This window comes from Lancefieldella parvula (genome assembly GCF_963547875.1).
GTDB classification, from domain to species: domain Bacteria; phylum Actinomycetota; class Coriobacteriia; order Coriobacteriales; family Atopobiaceae; genus Lancefieldella; species Lancefieldella parvula_D.
In genome coordinates, this window is record NZ_CAUUSI010000001.1 from 25,123 (window position 1) to 39,600 (window position 14,478).

Sequence of the window (14,478 nt, forward strand, 5' to 3'; positions counted from 1 at the left end):
ACCATATAGCGAGAAGAGATTTGCTCTTCTGGGTTTCATGATTACAGGAATGTGGAATAGTGTATGTTGTAATTACAACAAAACGATTTCTATCCAGGAATTTTTGGAGAGCATATGAACGTGCAAGACATCAAGCCCTCATTTTTGCTCAATACCGTGGTGTTCAAAGGGGTAAAGCCTGAGCAGCTTGAAGCTTTGCTGAAGCATCTACGTGCAGTGGTGCGTACCTATGAGCCTGGAGAGATTATCCTGTGCGCTGGTGATAAAGCCCATCAGTTTGGCATTGTTGTCTCCGGCGCTATTCATGTTGAGGGATCAGATGCTCAAGGCAACATTTCTGTGATGGGGGCCTTCCATACGGGGGAAACCTTTGGAGAGGCATATGCAGCTCTTGGAAACGTACCGCTTTTGACCTCGGTGGTTGCCACGGAGACGTCTGCGATTCTGCTGCTTGACCTGCGACAGATTACCACCAGAACGTGTGACATTTGCGGCGGCGTGGATATTATCACCAGAAACCTTATGGCTTCTATTGCGCAGAAAAACATCATGTTGAGCCGTCGTATTCAAGATGCTGCTCCAAAGAGTATACGTGGCAAATTGATGGCGTACCTGAACACTCGCTCGCAAGCTGCGGGTTCGTCGGAGTTTGATATCCCCTACAATCGCCAACAACTTGCTGATTATCTTGGTGTAGATAGAAGCGCCTTAAGCGCGGTAATATCTTCTTTGAGTAAAGAAGGCGTCTTTGAAGTAAAGCGAAGCCACTTCAAACTTTTATAACAGCATTTCAGCCTAAGGAGGCTTTTATGGCAGAGATTTATCTAGCAGGTGGATGTTTCTGGGGTCTTGAAGAGTACTTCTCTAGAATTAAGGGCGTTACTGCAACCACTGTTGGCTATGCAAATGGAAAGACCTTGGATACCAACTATCAGGAGGTCAAGGCTACAGATCATGCAGAAACAGTGCATGTAACCTATGATCAGAGCGTTGTAAGCCTCTATGACATCCTGCGCTATTACTTTAGGGTTATCGATCCCCTCTCGGTTAATAAGCAGGGCAACGATGTTGGTAGGCAGTATCGCACCGGCATCTATTACACAAACGACGCGGATTTGCCTGTTATTGAACGCATTGTGTCTGAACAGGAGTCGCTGTTTGGTCAGAAGCTTGCCGTTGAGGTGGAGCCACTGGACAATTACGTACTTGCTGAGGAATATCATCAGGACTACTTGAAGAAGAATCCTGGTGGCTATTGCCACATCAATGTTGATGACGCATATAAGCCGCTTGCGTAAGCCGCTTAGCTATGAAGATTTTATTAATTAAAAGCTACATCATTGGCATCAAAGCAACCCTCGGAAGGGTGCCTATCGCTTTAAGGCCCAGCCTGGTTTATATAATTCTTATGCTGGTGTCAACGATTCCGATGCGGGTGCTACATTTCCCTGCTAGATCGGTAGGAAGGATGATTCAGTTCGGGTTTCCTGTACTTATGTATTTCGTCCTAGCCCCGGTACTGGCAGCAATGAGCATCAGACAAGAAGAGTTATCAAGGGGGAACCTTCCTGCCTTGATTGTAGCTGGCGTGATGCTGTTTTTATGTATTCCAATCAGCCGATTAGCGTACTTCGCCTTTTGGGAGAACCAGTATTTCACTTTTTGGGCTATTTGTGTAACTGTAGTTCCTTTTGTTGTGACTGTTGTGGCGACCTTGATTAAAGTCGCCACAACAAAGGTGCAGTAGTTAGCGGCTAAAGATGAAGCTAGCTAGCGCTTTGCAGCAGGCGGTTATCACGTCTGAATCCGGAGCTTCAGATGCAAGCCAATGTTTGTTACAACAAAGCTAATAAGCAGTACAGTTCAAACTACTTTTTGACCTCGTAGTGGCTCTTGACAGTAAACGTAATAACGTAGGTCTTACGGTACGACTCTGGTGCAGAAGTGAGAATTGCGCAGTCAGTTAGGTTGTAGTTGGATGGGTGTGCAAGGGCCTGGTCTACTGTGTTGCCAATCTCTTCCGCAGACTCGAGTACCTGAGCTCTCTGAGCCGCATCGATAGTTGCTTTTCTCATCAAATCAAACTGATCTGCTGTACCCTCAATGCGAATAATGATTGGCCAGAGGCTATCCTTATCAATCTGCGTGGTGATTTGTAAGTCAGGATACAGGCTGTTATCAAAGCTAAATCCCTCAGGAATCTGATAGGTAGCATAACCAGTAGCGTTGGAATTGTTTGATGAAGAGCTAGAGGAGTTTGAAGAATCCTCTTTTTTCTGGTCCTTCTTATCTTCTTTTTGTTCTGACGTGGTGGATTTAGTCTGGTCTTGTTTGTTTTCGGTTTGTGAGCAGCCAGACAAAATGCCCACACTCAAGGCTGACGTTACCAGTAGTACAAAAATTGCAGTAAAGAACTTGCTCATGCTAGAGCTACGCGTCATTTGACCTCCATTAAACGGAACGTGCCAACTACCGGGAACTCACTGCGATTGTACCCAGCAAGCAGCGCTTCTTAGCTCGGAGAACATTTCACAAGATAAAATAATGTTTCATCTTTTTATGCTTCCCAGAGGAAGCATTTCATATCTACCTTGCCGTTTTCAAGAAACTGCACACCCTCTGCCTCAAGAAGCTCTCGCTGAGCGTCTGGTCCACCAAAAGCAAAGCCAGGAGCTAGCGAGCCGTCTTTAAAAACCACTCGGTGACATGGCACGCCTCCAGCAACGCCAGGACTTTGGTGCATAGCAAATCCTACATAGCGAGCCTTTCTTGGCTCCCCTATCATTCGAGCTATCTGCCCATACGTACTGACTCTGCCCTCGGGAATCTGCTTGACCACTAAAAATGCACGCTGAAAGAAGTTATCCATATCTAGCCCACTCTATCTTCACGGTTACCGGGAATTGCTTGCTCATTTTATGTTGGAATGCTATCGTATCAAAAGCAAACGGGTGGTGGCGCAGCTTGGTAGCGCACTTGACTGGGGGTCAAGGGGTCGCTGGTTCAAATCCAGTCCACCCGACCAGAATTTCTCGCCAGGAGTTTTCCTGGCTTTTTTATTACCTACATACCGCGAGAAACCCTATGTACAAGCGGCAAAATCAAACTGCAAAATCAAGCAGCAAAAAGTGACCAGCTGCTTTACAACAATCGACCGCGTATCTAAAGCGTGAGCCTTGCTAGGCGTTAGTGCCCTCAAATTGGCTCTCGTAGAGCTTGGCGTAGAAACCGCCTTGGGCCAAGAGCTCATCGTGGGTGCCTCGCTCAAGAATTGAGCCGTCCTTGAGGACAAGAATGCAATCGGCACCTTGGATGGTAGAGAGCCTGTGGGCAACAACCAGTGAAGTTCTACCGTTCATGATGGTGTCAAACGCCTTCTGTACCAGCTGTTCTGTTCGCGTATCAATACTTGACGTTGCCTCGTCCAGAAGCAGAATAGGTGGATTGGCAAGCATAACGCGAGCAATGCAGAGAAGCTGCTGCTGGCCCTGAGATAAAGATCCGCCAGACTCTCCTACCATGGTGTCGTAACCCTGAGAAAGCTGCTGGATAAACTCGTGTGCCTGAGCCTTTTGAGCTGCAGCAAAAATCTCTTCATCGGTGGCGTCTGGCTTTGCATAGCGGATGTTCTCTTTGATGGTTCCCTTAAAGAGCCACGTATCCTGCAGCACCATACCAAACTGCTCTCTCAGCGATGCACGGGTGAGTTTTTGCGTGTTATAACCGTCTACATAAATGGCACCAGAATCAATGCTATAGAACCTCAGCAGCAGGTTAATAAGGGTAGTCTTACCGCAGCCAGTTGGGCCGACAAGCGCAATCTTCTGGCCAGGCTCTGCCTTGAATGAAATGTGGCTAAGCAGCGGATGCTTTGCATCGTAGGAGAACGCCACGTCGTCAAATTCAATGGAGCCTTGTGGATTCTGGATGACTTCAGCGTCGGCTGGATCGGGCTTGATTTCTTTTGCGTCGAGAAGGTCAAACACGCGGCGAGCACTTGCATAGGCGGTCTGAACCTGCGTAACAACTGCAGAAATAGCGTTAAAAGGCTTCATGTACTGGTTGGCATACGAGAGGAAGCTCTGCACCTGACCAATGGTAAGCACAGAAGGAACTCCCGTTAAAACGCAAATGCAACCAAGAGCAGCCACCAGAGCGTAAATGAAGTTATTTACCAGACGCGTGGAGGGGTTAGAAAGCGATGAAGCAAACTGAGCGCGCTCTCCTACTACACGGAGTTTCTCGTTAATAGCTTCAAACTGCTCAATAATGGCATCTTTGTGGGCAAAAGCAGTAATGAGTTCCTGGTTGGAGACCATTTCTTCTGCGTATCCGCCTAGCTGGCCCTGATAGCCCTGCTGCTTGCCAAAAGACGAGCTAGCGTACTTAGTAATGGCGGAAGCAACAATAATAGAGAGCGGCGTAGCTAGAGCAACTACAAGGCCCATAGGGACCGACATATAAAACATGAAGCACAAGGTTCCAATAATGGTTACCACGCCCGTAAGGAACTGCGTGAGGCCCTGCTGAAGGCCATCACCAAGCTGATCCACATCGTTAACAACCCTAGAAAGCAAATCTCCCTGAGAATGCGTATCAATGTATGAGAGCGGCAAGTTTGCCACCTTAGCATGAGCTGCGTCTCTGAGGTCACGGGTGACCAGGTAGGTGAGCTTGTTGGTAGACCAAGAAGCAAGCCACTGCGTTGCGCTTGCAAGCAAAACTACCAGCGAGAGCTGAGCGAGCGTTGGTAGAAGTGCTGCCTCGCCACCCTGCACCAGTTTAATGAGCTGGTCAATAGCGGCGCCCACAATGATGGGTACCCAGAGCTGCAGAATAACGGTTGCAATAGATGACACAGCCGCCAGAACCAGAAAACCTCCGTGGGGAGAAATCCATGCAGTTAGGCGACGTGTCACTTCTGCTGCAGACATAGAAATGACGTCTGCTGAGCCACCCTTGCCATGCTCAGGCGCGCTTGATGCAATAGCGGAGGTGCTTCCGCCAGAATACATATCGGCCATTACTCCACCTCCTCAGGACGAAGCTGTGAGAGACAGATCTCTTTATAGAGCGGGCATGTGGCGAGAAGTTCTTTGTGTGTTCCCAGCCCAACCTGTTTACCGTGGTCAAGAACAAGGATTTTGTCTGCTTGCATTACCGCTGCTACACGCTGCGAAATAATAATGCTTGTAGTGGTTGCGCTGAGCTTGCGAAGGGCCGCGCGGAGGTGAGCATCCGTAGCAAAATCAAGAGCGGAAGCAGCGTCGTCCAAGATGACAATGCGTGGGCTTCCCACCAGCGCACGGGCGATGGTCAAGCGCTGACGCTGGCCTCCCGAGAAGTTCTTGCCGCCACGCTCGACAATGCTATAAAGCTGATCGGGTTTTTCGCGCACAAAGTCTGCTGCTTGAGCAACCTCAAGTGCTGCCCAAAGTTCCTCATCGGTAGCGTCTGGATTCTTCCAGCAGAGGTTAGTACGGATAGTACCGCTGACCAGCGAAGTGTTCTGTGGAACGTAGCCAATAAGGGCACGTAGTTGCTCAAAGGTATAGGTTTTGACGTCGTGACCAAAGACGCTTACAGAGCCAGTTTGAGTGTCAAAGAGTCGCGGGATGAGGGCGGCAAAACTAGACTTACCGGAGCCAGTACCACCGATAATTCCCAGTGTCTGACCTGCCTGAAGCGAGAGATTGATGTTAGAAAGAGCAGGCTCTCCTCCACCGTCGTAGACAAGCGAGGCGTCCTTGAACGCTACAGCAGTTCCGGTAAAGTCGGATTCAGCGAGGTTGATGTACTTGTTTCCTTTATCAGAGAGCGCTGGCCTAGTGTTGAGCACTTCCATCACGCGAGCCGCAGACGCAGCTCCTCGCGTAATAATAATAACCAGGTTAGCAACGTAGCTAATAGCTAAAAGTGCACTAGTCATATAGCTAACAAGTGCCACCACGGTACCTTGAGAGAGCGTGCCAGCAGTAATCTGGGGTGCTGCCAGCCAAAGCGTCACAGCAATTCCCAGATACATAACAAGGAAGGTTGCAGGGTTCAGAAGAGCTGAATAATTTGCAGCCTTAGTTGCTGTCTCCGTCTGAGCCAAAACTGCCTTGGAGAACTGTTCCTTCTCCTCTGCTTCATGTCTAAAAGCCCTAATAACACGAATACCAGAAAGCATTTGTCGCATATATAAAGAAACGGTATCAAGGCGCTTCTGCAGCTCAGTAAAAAGCGCGGTAGATTTACGTGCTACAAAAAAGAAAATAGCTGCAACCAGTACGGTTGCCAGCAAAAAGACCATACCAAGCTTAGCGTCAAGCATAAGAGTTGCAATAATGGAGCCAGCAGCAAGGATTGGCCATCTGATCAGCTGACGAATACCCAGAGCAACGGTCACCTGCACCTGATTAACATCGTTGATCAGGCGGGTTACCAGCGTGTCTGTTCCCAGCGCAGAAATATCAGCACTTGAGAGCTCTTGAATCTTCGTAAAAAGCTCATTGCGCAGATCGGTTCCTGTACGCTGAGACACAATTGAAGCAATTTTCTGACAGACAAGCGTAAAACTAAAGCCAACTATTGCAATAACTACCAGCAAAATTCCGTAGCGAATAATGTCGTACATGTTTGCCCCGTGAATACCCAGGTCAATCATGCGTGCAATAATCAACGGCGTAAGCAGGTCACCAACGACTTCAACTGCTTTGCAAAGTAAGGCGACAAAACTCTTGCGTCCGTATTTTGGCCATACAAACCTAGAGAGCAACTCTCCCATTTACGCTTCACCAAGTTTCTCTGCTAGCGTTAACCACTCGTCTTCCAACTCCATCAGCGCAGCTTCTGCGTCATTAAGCTGCTGCTGCAACTCCATCAAACGCTGCGCATCAGTTGCATCAGCAGAGCTCATCTGCTCCCTAATCTGCTCAGGCAGCTCCTGAGCCTTGCCCATACGGCGCTCAATCGAGTCAAAGCGCTTCTTGAGCTCGCGACGTTCAGCGTTGCTCAGTACCGTGCTCTCCTGGCTAGAAACCCCGTCTACCTGCGGCTCATTTGCACCTGAGGCTCCGCGTGCACCCGACAACTCCCCCGCTCTTCTCGCCGTCTGTTTTGCAGCATCAACAAGCTTGAGGTACTCGTCAACGCCGCCAGGGACGTGGCGAATGTGGCCGTCTATGAGGGCGTATTGGTCGTCAGTAACGCGCTCAATCAAGAAGCGATCATGACTTACAACCAAAAGCGTACCAGGCCACGAGTCCAGAAGGTCTTCTAGGACAGCCAGCATATCCGTGTCCAGATCGTTGCCAGGCTCGTCCAGTACCAGCACGTTTGGCTCTTCAAGAAGAACGCACAGAAGCGCTAGACGTCTGCGCTGGCCTCCGGAGAGGTCTTGCAAGCGATTGGTAAACTCTCGGCGATCAAAGCCCAAGCTTTCAAGCAGCTGCGTAGGACTTTGCATCTTACCGTTTACCAGGTAACTAGTCTTGTACTGGCTCAAAAGCTCAAGTACCGTCCAGGTCTCTTTAGTAGCAAACGTATCAATCTGCTGAGAAAGCCATCCAAATTTGACAGACTTTCCAACCTTAACCACGCCAGAGGTCGGCTGCAATTGCTGCGTCATCAGCTCAAGAAGTGTGGATTTACCAGCGCCATTCTCGCCCAAGATGCCATAGCGGTCGCCAGGACCAATGAGCCACTCGACGTTCTTGATGACCTCTGTCTGAGGTTTAGCAGCATCTGCCTGCGTGCTTTGATCTGCGCCTTCAGCTGTCGCGACATTCTTATAGGCAAACGAGACATCATGCATTTCAATAACTTGCTTGCCCAACCTAGAGACTGCCATGCGTTTGAGCTCAAGCGTATTTCTCAGTGGTGGATCTTCGGCTAGAAGCTCCATGGCAGCATCAATCCTAAACTTAGGCTTTGACGTGCGTGCCTTTGCACCATGAGCAAGCCAGTTGAGCTCTTTTCTCAGCGTATTCTGACGGCGCTCTTCCATCACTGCTGCCTGTCTATCACGCTCAACTCGAGCTTGAATGTAGGCAGAATAGCCGCCGTCAAACGGGTCAATTACTCCGTCATGGACTTCCCACATGTGGTCACAGACTTCGTCCAAAAACCAACGATCGTGGGTGACCAGAATGAGCGCGCCATTTCCTTCTGACCAGCGATTCTTTAGATGATTGGCAAGCCACTGAATGGCATGAAGGTCCAGGTGGTTGGTTGGCTCGTCAATAAGCATTAAGTCCCAGGTGCCTACCAGCAATCGAGCCAAATCGCAGCGTCTACGTTGACCTCCGGAGAGCTCTCCTACCAGGCCATTCCAGTCCAAGTCACCAATGAGCTCATCAATAATCTTACGAACGCGAGCATCAGATGCCCACTCGTACTCTGGCGTATCGCCTACAACAGCGCTACAAACGGTTTGTGTATCAGAAAGTGAATCACTTTGGCCCATATAGCCTACTTGGATACCACTTCTCCAAATTACGTTACCAGAATCAGGCTCAATTCTATGAGCAATAAGATCTAAGAGGGTTGATTTGCCGTCACCGTTTTTGCCGACAACACCAATACGGTCACCCTCATTAACGCCAATGGTTTGGTTGGTAAGAACCTTCTTACCAGGCCATTCCATAGAGATTTGTTCGCAACCTACCAGAATTCCCACTAGTTATCACCTAAAAAAGAACGAAGTAACGCAATTTCTTCTCCCCAACCAGAAAGCTCAGAATGAGGAGTTTCCAAAATCATAGGAAGCGTGTTGATGCGTGGATTAGTCACCACAGCACGGAAGGTTTCTAGACCAATAAAGCCCTTGCCAATCTGCTCGTGTCTATCTTTATGAGCTCCAAGAGGATTCTTTGAGTCATTAAGGTGTAAAGCTTTTAGTTTTTCTAAGCCAACTATCTGGTCAAAGGTATCTAGAACCTCATCAAGATTTTCTACAATTTCGTAACCGCCATCATGAACATGGCAGGTATCAAGACACACGCCCATAAGCTCGGGATGGTTTACCTTATCTAGAATTGCAGCAATCTCTTCAAACGTTTTGCCAACTTCAGTACCCTTACCAGCCATAGTTTCAAGAAGCACGGTTGTATGCTGACCTTCAAAAAGACAATCGTTAAGAGCTTCAGAAATCTGCTTAATTGCCACGTCAGAGCCTTGACCCACATGGCTACCGGGATGGAAGTTGTAATAATTGCCTGGTAGATACTCCATGCGCTCAAGATCTTCTGTAAGCGCACGACGAGCAAAATCCCTAGTCTCCTCTTTAGCCGAGCACAAATTCATGGTGTAAGGAGCATGTGCAACCAAAGGTCCAAAGTGATGGGTCTTCAGAAGCTCACGCAGCGTTGCAACATCAGCCTCATCTAAAGCCTTAGCGTTGCCGCCACGAGGATTTCTGGTAAAGAAAGCAAAGGTAGTTGCCCCAATAGAAAGAGCATCTTTACCCATTGCCTCCCAGCCCTTACCTGCCGAGAGATGGCATCCAATAAAAAGTTCTTCTGGTTTCACGCTATGCACGCTCCTCAAGCATCTTGGAAACACGATCCAAAAGCTCCGAAGCTACATCTGCCAGTGGCAAAGTCTCAAGCTGTTCTACACCTTGAGGAGTCACAAAAGCCACGCGGTCTGTATCTGAACCAAAGGTTGAATCTGGTCTAGAAACATCATTTGCCACAATCATGGAGCAACCTTTACGCTCAAGTTTAGCTTGAGCATGTTCCAAGACGTTATTTGTTTCGGCTGCAAAACCTACAACAACCTGGTCTTTCTTTGCCTTAGATAAGCTGGCGAGAATATCGGTGGTTTCTTTAAGTTCAATAGACTCAAGATGCTCTAATGATTTCTTGAGCTTATGATCTGCTGGATGAGCTGGTGTGTAGTCGGCAACAGCTGCCGTCAAAATAGCAGCATCAACGTTGTCAAAAGCGTCTACGCACGCCTTATACATATCCTCAGCAGATATTACCCTTTGCACGTTGACGCCTTGAGGAGCTTCCAAGTGCGTGGGTCCAGAGATTAGTGTGACGTCTGCTCCACGATGAGCGGCAACTTTGGCTACGGTATAGCCAAGTTTTCCTGTTGAACAGTTGGCAATAAAGCGAACTGGATCGATCTTCTCGTGAGTTGGTCCTGCGGTAATAAGAAGCTTTTTACCTGCAAGATCTTGCTTGGTTGACGTAGCATCTTTGCCGGAAAGGACCTTTAGTGCAGCATCAACAATCTGCTGTACCGGAGCAAGCTTTCCATCTCCGGTATAACCGCAGGCAAGGCGGCCTGACCCGGGCATAACCATCTGGATGCCGCGCTGACGCAGCAATTTCACGTTTGCCTGAGTGGCTGGATTTTCCCACATGTGCGTATTCATGGCAGGAGCCACAAGAACTGGTGTATGAGCAGCTAGAAGCGTTGTGCTTGCAGCGTCATCAGCTATACCATGAGCCATTTTTGCCATGATATTGGCAGTAGCTGGTACAACTACCATACAATCTGCCCAGTCAGCAAGGTCAACGTGAGCAACTGGAGTTTCGGCATTGTTGTAGAGCGACTGCACTACCTCATGATGCGTTAATGCTTCAAAGGTAGTCTTTCCTACAAACTGAGCTGCATCTTCTGTCATAACAACACGAACGTCGCAGTCAGCTTTCTGAAGGCCTCTGAGTACTTCGCAGGCTTTATATGCAGCAATTCCTCCGCACACCACAAGGCATACAGAGGACTGAGCGGTTTTATCCAACATAGCGATAAATTCCTTTATTCTTCAAACGCTGTAGATGTAATAAGCATCCTGTGACAATAAGGGCACTCAGCAATCTCAGAGCTATGCTGAAGATCGTGGAATGAACTTGGTTGCAGTTTAACGCGACAGACGCTTGGAACATTACCAACAAGGTGCTCAACTGCCAGGCCCTTAAAACGTTTACGTGCAGCCTCATAGCGCTCGAGCGTGTCAGAAGAAATCTGAGCTGCAAGCTCTTCTCGAGATTTAGAGAGCTCAACAATCTCTGCGCGAAGAGCCGCAGAATCAATCTCAAGGGACTGAGAAAGGCTCTCGCGCTCTTTCATAAGCTTTACCTGCAAGTCTTGAGCTGTCTGGTAAGCCTTCTTGCACTTCTCAAGCTCTTCTGTTTTTGCTGCAAGTTTAAAATCGCACTTCTCGATATTCTTTGCCAAAGAAGAAAGCTGCTGATCAAAGTCTCTAAGAGCACGATGATTAGTTGCAGTTTCTACAGCAGCAGAAACCTCATCTGTCTTAAGGACATAATGGGCGCGCTGCTCATTGAGGTCAGAAATATCAATTTCTACGTCTTTTTTAACGCCAAGCACCTGCTTAAGCTGAGAAGCAATCTTTTTCTCTGCAAGCTGGGCGTTTTTAATCTTTTGAACCTGGGGCATTGAGGCCAAGTTGGATGCGAGTTTAAGCAGCTGCAAATCAATATCCTGGAGCTGCATCAGATTAACAAACTCACTCATAGGGCCTCCTCATATACGGTTACTCATCTAGTCTACCGTAAATAAGGACGTATCAGACGCAGAACATAACTAATGCAGAGATTAGTATGTGAAAAATTTATCCAACAATCTGCAGCAAGGTTGCACAGAAGGCATCAAGATCAGCTTCAGAAACGCGCTCGTCAAAAGTAATGCGGAGGCTGCCCAGAGCCTCGTTTCTAGAGATACCCATAGCCGAGAGAACGTGGCTTGCGTCAAGAGAGCCTGAAGAACACGCAGAGCCAGCTGAGACTTCAAATCCCGCTTGATCAAGCTTTAAGATAAGCGTCTCAGAATCCATTGAGGGAACCATAATGCTTACCGTGCCAGGCATGTGATCTTTGCCAGCGTACGCCTCTGTGGTTGGCTTAATCTTAGGAGAAGCACAAAGAGTCTCATACACCTTATTAGCGCGCGCAGAAACGCTCTCTTGCGTTTGAGTAAGGTTATCCAGGCACCACTTGGCAGCTGCCGCAAAAGCGAGGGCACTACGAACGTCCTGGGTACCATGACGCCTACCAGCCTCTTGTCCCCCGCCGTAACTCTGAGCTTTAAACGGAACTTTGGAGCGCATAAGCACCGCAGCAATACCAAGAGGTCCACCAATTTTATGGGCAGCAATGGTCAGAGCATCTACGTCTGCTACCTCAAGAGGAATACGACCAAACGCCTGAACCGCGTCAGTGTGGAAAAGCGCACCCACCTTATGCGCAGCGCGCGCAAGGTCTACAACTGGTTGAATAACACCAGTCTCATTGTTGGCATACATCACAGAAACAAGAGCTACCGACTGGTCCAAAAGACCCTCAAGGGTTGAAGCCTCAATCTTTCCCTGACGGTTAGGCTGAGCAATTCGTACCTCAAAGCCCTTCTCGCGAAGAACCGGTGCTAGGTCCAAAACAGAATCATGTTCAATTGCCGAGAAAACCACCGTGTTGCGCTTGTGGTCTTTGTTGCGAATACCTTCTGCCATACCAAGAATTGAGAGGTTATTGCCCTCGGTACCGCCAGAGCAAAAGATCACGTCAGGAGCTCTAAACTTGCCGCCTACCGCACGTGCAATAACACCACGAGCACCATCAAGCTCTCGCGCTGCTTGACGACCAAGCGAGTGCAAAGAGTTTGGGTTCACCCCTGCAATAGGTGAAGCTTCATAGGTTTTCTCGGCATCAAGCGCCTCTTGGCGTATTGGCGCTGAAGCTGCATAGTCTAGGTAAACGTAATCCATAATGTGTTTCTGTTGTTTCAATCTTGGTGGTCTATGTGCAAATGACGCTAGAGAGTGCAGCCTAGCCCTGAACGGTAAGAGTGGACTCGCCAGCGTCGCGGATTGCCTGGATAGTTGCACTGCGATCTTCCTGGCCAAATACAGCGCTACCTGCAACAAGCATGTTGGCGCCGGCAGCTACAACATCAGCTGCGTTAGCTGCACTAATACCACCATCAACCTCAATCAGAGGATGAGCGTTGTGCTTACGGCAGAGCTCTTTAAGAGCCTTCAGCTTCTCAATTGAGTGAGGAATAAACTTTTGGCCACCAAAGCCAGGGTTAACGGTCATGATAAGCACCAGATCAAGGTCTTCGATAAGATCCTCAAGAACGCTTACAGGAGTTCCTGGGCAAAGTGAAATACCAGCTTTAGCACCGGAATCCTTGATAACGTGAACAAGACGATGAGCATGAACCTCGGCCTCGTAGTGGAAAGTGACAACGTCAGCACTACGGTCTAGGAATAGAGGCACGATCTCAGCTGGATTAGTAACCATCAGATGGACATCAATAGGCAGCTCAGAAGACTTTTTGCAGTACGAGAAAATATCTGGGCCAAATGAGATATTTGGAACAAAGTGACCATCCATCACGTCGTAATGGATATAGTCGGCGTTTGCAATTGAATCAAGCTCACTCTTAAGCTTGGAGAAATCTGCAGATAGAACAGATGGTGCTACCAGGACGTTATTCATCAAACTCTCCTATCGAGTCATTCCATAAAATTCTTCATTTGGAAGGCGGTTAGTAAGGCGAGAAGTAATTTCTTCTGGCGTAGCACCTTCGTAAAGTACAGCGTGAACAGCTGAAGTGATAGGCATCTCAACGCTCATCTGCTGACCAAGTTCATAAAGACCAATAACAGCCTGAGCACCCTCAACAACCATACCGGTTTCTTCTTGATAAGACTGAAGCGTCTTACCCTTGACCAAGGCTTCACCAAATGTTCTATTTCTAGAATGCTCGGAGGTACAGGTTGCTACCAGGTCTCCCATTCCTGCAAGACCCATGCAGGTGAGTGGGTCTCCGCCAATAGCGCATACTACGCGGCCAAGCTCTGCAAGACCGCGGGTCATTAGGGCTGCAAGAGCGTTATCACCGTTGCCCAGACCAACAGCAATACCACAAGCAATAGCAACAACGTTTTTAGCTGCAGCACAAGCCTCAACACCGCGTACATCAGAGCTAACGTAGGTCCTGAAGTATGGACGATAAAGTAGTGCCTGGAAGCGCTTTGCAACCTCAGCGTCCTCAGATGCTATAACGGCTGCAGAGATTCCCTGCTTAATGACCTCTTCTGCATGGTTAGGACCGGAAAGTACGGCGATTCTTGCAGGGTTTCCAAGCTCGTCAGCAGCCACCTCATGCATAAGCTTGTGAGATCCTGCCTCCATACCCTTGGATAGGATCAAAACATCAACCTCTGGATCAAGATATGGTGCGCAAGCAGCACAAACAGAGCGCAAAAACGCGGAAGGTGCTGCCATAACAACAGCATCTACACCGGTGAGAGCCTCAGCCTCACTAGTGGTAGACACAATATTGTGTGGAAGCTCAGAATCAGAAAGATGTCTGCAGTTGACGTGCTCGTTATTAATGGATTCGGTAACATCAGCCTCTCGAGACCAAATAATTACCTCATCAGAAGTTGAAGCAAGAAGTGTTGAAAGCGCGGTACCCCATGATCCCGAACCAATAACAGCAACTTTTTTCATG

14 protein-coding genes and 1 tRNA gene are annotated in these 14,478 nt (G+C 48.5%); 4 read left to right on the top strand and 11 right to left on the bottom strand.

Going from position 1 to position 14,478, the window contains the following annotated elements; all coding sequences use genetic code 11:
* Nucleotides 1–114: 114 nt before the first annotated feature.
* The 3 genes from RWJ96_RS00135 to RWJ96_RS00145 are packed head-to-tail and all read left to right on the top strand — an operon-like array spanning nt 115 to nt 1,747.
* On the top strand, nt 115–783 hold the full coding sequence (locus tag RWJ96_RS00135) for a Crp/Fnr family transcriptional regulator (protein WP_314018258.1): 669 nt from the start codon (nt 115–117) through the stop codon (nt 781–783).
* A 26-nt stretch (nt 784–809) separates the two neighbouring features.
* Complete coding sequence (msrA, locus tag RWJ96_RS00140) at nt 810–1,298, top strand: peptide-methionine (S)-S-oxide reductase MsrA (RefSeq protein WP_314018260.1); 489 nt, start codon at nt 810–812, stop codon at nt 1,296–1,298.
* An 11-nt stretch (nt 1,299–1,309) separates the two neighbouring features.
* The gene (locus RWJ96_RS00145; RefSeq protein ID WP_314018261.1) at nt 1,310–1,747 is read left to right on the top strand and encodes a hypothetical protein; all 438 of its coding nucleotides are present in this window, start codon (nt 1,310–1,312) and stop codon (nt 1,745–1,747) included.
* A 121-nt stretch (nt 1,748–1,868) separates the two neighbouring features.
* Here the strand turns inward: RWJ96_RS00145 and RWJ96_RS00150 are convergent, their stop codons facing one another.
* Both RWJ96_RS00150 and RWJ96_RS00155 read right to left on the bottom strand, forming a co-directional pair.
* A complete protein-coding gene (locus tag RWJ96_RS00150; RefSeq protein WP_314018263.1) occupies nt 1,869–2,441 on the bottom strand; it encodes a hypothetical protein in 573 nt (190 codons plus the stop codon).
* A 116-nt stretch (nt 2,442–2,557) separates the two neighbouring features.
* Entirely contained in the window at nt 2,558–2,869 is a 312-nt protein-coding gene (locus RWJ96_RS00155) for an MGMT family protein (protein WP_314018264.1), read from the bottom strand.
* 79 nt (nt 2,870–2,948) lie between these two features.
* Here RWJ96_RS00155 and RWJ96_RS00160 point away from each other — a divergent pair.
* Nucleotides 2,949–3,025: transfer RNA gene (locus tag RWJ96_RS00160), tRNA-Pro, on the top strand.
* 154 nt (nt 3,026–3,179) lie between these two features.
* On the opposite strand, the gene RWJ96_RS00165 is transcribed toward RWJ96_RS00160, so the two are convergent.
* From RWJ96_RS00165 to RWJ96_RS00205, 9 genes are all read right to left on the bottom strand, one after another.
* A complete protein-coding gene (locus tag RWJ96_RS00165) occupies nt 3,180–5,024 on the bottom strand; it encodes an ABC transporter ATP-binding protein (protein ID WP_314018266.1) in 1,845 nt (614 codons plus the stop codon).
* On the bottom strand, nt 5,024–6,769 hold the full coding sequence (locus RWJ96_RS00170) for an ABC transporter ATP-binding protein (protein ID WP_314018268.1): 1,746 nt from the start codon (nt 6,767–6,769) through the stop codon (nt 5,024–5,026). Before RWJ96_RS00170 ends, RWJ96_RS00165 begins: the two co-directional genes overlap by 1 nt.
* Nucleotides 6,770–8,662: an ABC-F family ATP-binding cassette domain-containing protein gene (locus RWJ96_RS00175; protein WP_314018269.1), complete on the bottom strand. Its 1,893-nt coding sequence runs from the start codon at nt 8,660–8,662 to the stop codon at nt 6,770–6,772. It abuts the gene before it with no gap.
* Complete coding sequence (locus RWJ96_RS00180) at nt 8,662–9,513, bottom strand: deoxyribonuclease IV (protein ID WP_314018270.1); 852 nt, start codon at nt 9,511–9,513, stop codon at nt 8,662–8,664. Before RWJ96_RS00180 ends, RWJ96_RS00175 begins: the two co-directional genes overlap by 1 nt.
* A 1-nt stretch (nt 9,514) precedes the next feature.
* Nucleotides 9,515–10,741: a bifunctional phosphopantothenoylcysteine decarboxylase/phosphopantothenate--cysteine ligase CoaBC gene (gene coaBC / locus RWJ96_RS00185; protein WP_314018271.1), complete on the bottom strand. Its 1,227-nt coding sequence runs from the start codon at nt 10,739–10,741 to the stop codon at nt 9,515–9,517.
* A gap of 14 nt (nt 10,742–10,755) precedes the next feature.
* Nucleotides 10,756–11,475 (bottom strand): C4-type zinc ribbon domain-containing protein, encoded by a 720-nt coding sequence (locus tag RWJ96_RS00190; protein ID WP_314018273.1) that lies wholly within the window; start codon nt 11,473–11,475, stop codon nt 10,756–10,758.
* A gap of 97 nt (nt 11,476–11,572) precedes the next feature.
* Nucleotides 11,573–12,721 carry a cysteine desulfurase family protein gene (locus RWJ96_RS00195; RefSeq protein ID WP_314018275.1) on the bottom strand — a complete coding sequence of 383 codons (1,149 nt, stop codon included), beginning with the start codon at nt 12,719–12,721 and terminating at the stop codon, nt 11,573–11,575.
* A gap of 61 nt (nt 12,722–12,782) precedes the next feature.
* Nucleotides 12,783–13,457 carry a ribulose-phosphate 3-epimerase gene (gene rpe / locus RWJ96_RS00200; protein WP_314018276.1) on the bottom strand — a complete coding sequence of 225 codons (675 nt, stop codon included), beginning with the start codon at nt 13,455–13,457 and terminating at the stop codon, nt 12,783–12,785.
* A gap of 9 nt (nt 13,458–13,466) precedes the next feature.
* Nucleotides 13,467–14,477, bottom strand: a complete 1,011-nt coding sequence (locus RWJ96_RS00205) for an NAD(P)H-dependent glycerol-3-phosphate dehydrogenase (protein ID WP_314018277.1) — start codon at nt 14,475–14,477, stop codon at nt 13,467–13,469.
* Between the last annotated feature and the right edge of the window lies 1 nt (nt 14,478).

What these genes read in the sequence shown, in the direction of transcription:
- RWJ96_RS00135 (WP_314018258.1), top strand. Translation starts at nt 115, where the DNA reads ATGAACGTGCAAGACATCAAGCCCTCATTTTTGCTCAATACCGTGGTG.
- msrA (WP_314018260.1), top strand. Translation starts at nt 810, where the DNA reads ATGGCAGAGATTTATCTAGCAGGTGGATGTTTCTGGGGTCTTGAAGAG.
- RWJ96_RS00145 (WP_314018261.1), top strand. Translation starts at nt 1,310, where the DNA reads ATGAAGATTTTATTAATTAAAAGCTACATCATTGGCATCAAAGCAACC.
- RWJ96_RS00150 (WP_314018263.1), bottom strand. Translation starts at nt 2,441, where the DNA reads ATGACGCGTAGCTCTAGCATGAGCAAGTTCTTTACTGCAATTTTTGTA.
- RWJ96_RS00155 (WP_314018264.1), bottom strand. Translation starts at nt 2,869, where the DNA reads ATGGATAACTTCTTTCAGCGTGCATTTTTAGTGGTCAAGCAGATTCCC.
- RWJ96_RS00165 (WP_314018266.1), bottom strand. Translation starts at nt 5,024, where the DNA reads ATGGCCGATATGTATTCTGGCGGAAGCACCTCCGCTATTGCATCAAGC.
- RWJ96_RS00170 (WP_314018268.1), bottom strand. Translation starts at nt 6,769, where the DNA reads ATGGGAGAGTTGCTCTCTAGGTTTGTATGGCCAAAATACGGACGCAAG.
- coaBC (WP_314018271.1), bottom strand. Translation starts at nt 10,741, where the DNA reads ATGTTGGATAAAACCGCTCAGTCCTCTGTATGCCTTGTGGTGTGCGGA.
- RWJ96_RS00190 (WP_314018273.1), bottom strand. Translation starts at nt 11,475, where the DNA reads ATGAGTGAGTTTGTTAATCTGATGCAGCTCCAGGATATTGATTTGCAG.
- RWJ96_RS00195 (WP_314018275.1), bottom strand. Translation starts at nt 12,721, where the DNA reads ATGGATTACGTTTACCTAGACTATGCAGCTTCAGCGCCAATACGCCAA.
- rpe (WP_314018276.1), bottom strand. Translation starts at nt 13,457, where the DNA reads ATGAATAACGTCCTGGTAGCACCATCTGTTCTATCTGCAGATTTCTCC.
- RWJ96_RS00205 (WP_314018277.1), bottom strand. Translation starts at nt 14,477, where the DNA reads ATGAAAAAAGTTGCTGTTATTGGTTCGGGATCATGGGGTACCGCGCTT.